The sequence below is a fragment of the Listeria sp. Marseille-Q6474 genome (assembly GCF_946902005.1).
GTDB lineage: Bacteria > Bacillota > Bacilli > Lactobacillales > Listeriaceae > Listeria > Listeria innocua.
On the sequence record NZ_CAMPPS010000003.1, the window covers coordinates 1 to 724 of the forward strand.

A 724-nucleotide genomic window follows, 5' to 3' on the forward strand; every position below is an offset into this window, starting at 1 on the left:
CAAGGGGTCGCAGGTTCGAATCCTGTCTTCCCGATTGTTTCATCTTTTATAATGGGGCCTTAGCTCAGCTGGGAGAGCGCCTGCTTTGCACGCAGGAGGTCAGCGGTTCGATCCCGCTAGGCTCCACTTACTTCACATTTAATCACATAATTAGAAAGAAAATGGTAGCCTTATTATTATGGCGGCGTAGCTCAGCTGGCTAGAGCGTTCGGTTCATACCCGAGAGGTCGTGGGTTCGATTCCCTCCGCCGCTATTTTCAATCTTGGACCTTTAGCTCAGTTGGTTAGAGCAGACGGCTCATAACCGTCCGGTCGCAGGTTCGAGTCCTGCAAGGTCCACTTGTCACTTTATTATTATCATGGAGGAATACCCAAGTCTGGCTGAAGGGATCGGTCTTGAAAACCGACAGGCGGGTAATACCGCGCGGGGGTTCGAATCCCTCTTCCTCCGTTTTTTCACTTGTGATATGTGGACTAAATTAAATATTATTGTCGCGGGGTGGAGCAGTCTGGTAGCTCGTCGGGCTCATAACCCGAAGGTCGTAGGTTCAAATCCTGCCCCCGCAATAGTGGTTCCGTGGTGTAGGGGTTAACATGCCTGCCTGTCACGCAGGAGATCGCGGGTTCAAATCCCGTCGGGACCGCCATTATGGCTTGGTAGCTCAGTTGGTAGAGCACTTGATTGAAGCTCAAGGTGTCGGCAGTTCGATTCTGTCCCAAGCCA

7 tRNA genes are annotated in these 724 nt (G+C 51.7%); all 7 read left to right on the forward strand.

The features are described from left to right. Positions 1–53 precede the first annotated feature (53 nt). The 7 genes from OC533_RS14615 (at position 54) to OC533_RS14645 (ending at position 724) form a co-directional block, all read left to right on the forward strand. A tRNA-Ala gene (locus OC533_RS14615) sits at positions 54–126 on the forward strand. 54 nt (positions 127–180) lie between these two features. Then, a tRNA-Met gene (locus OC533_RS14620) sits at positions 181–254 on the forward strand. Positions 255–265: 11 nt separating this feature from the next. Next, positions 266–339 (forward strand) — tRNA-Ile (locus tag OC533_RS14625). Positions 340–361: 22 nt separating this feature from the next. After that, positions 362–451 (forward strand) — tRNA-Ser (locus tag OC533_RS14630). A 42-nt stretch (positions 452–493) separates the two neighbouring features. Continuing rightward, positions 494–567, forward strand: a tRNA-Met gene (locus tag OC533_RS14635). 4 nt (positions 568–571) lie between these two features. Continuing rightward, positions 572–647, forward strand: a tRNA-Asp gene (locus tag OC533_RS14640). A gap of 4 nt (positions 648–651) precedes the next feature. Further along, positions 652–724, forward strand: a tRNA-Phe gene (locus tag OC533_RS14645).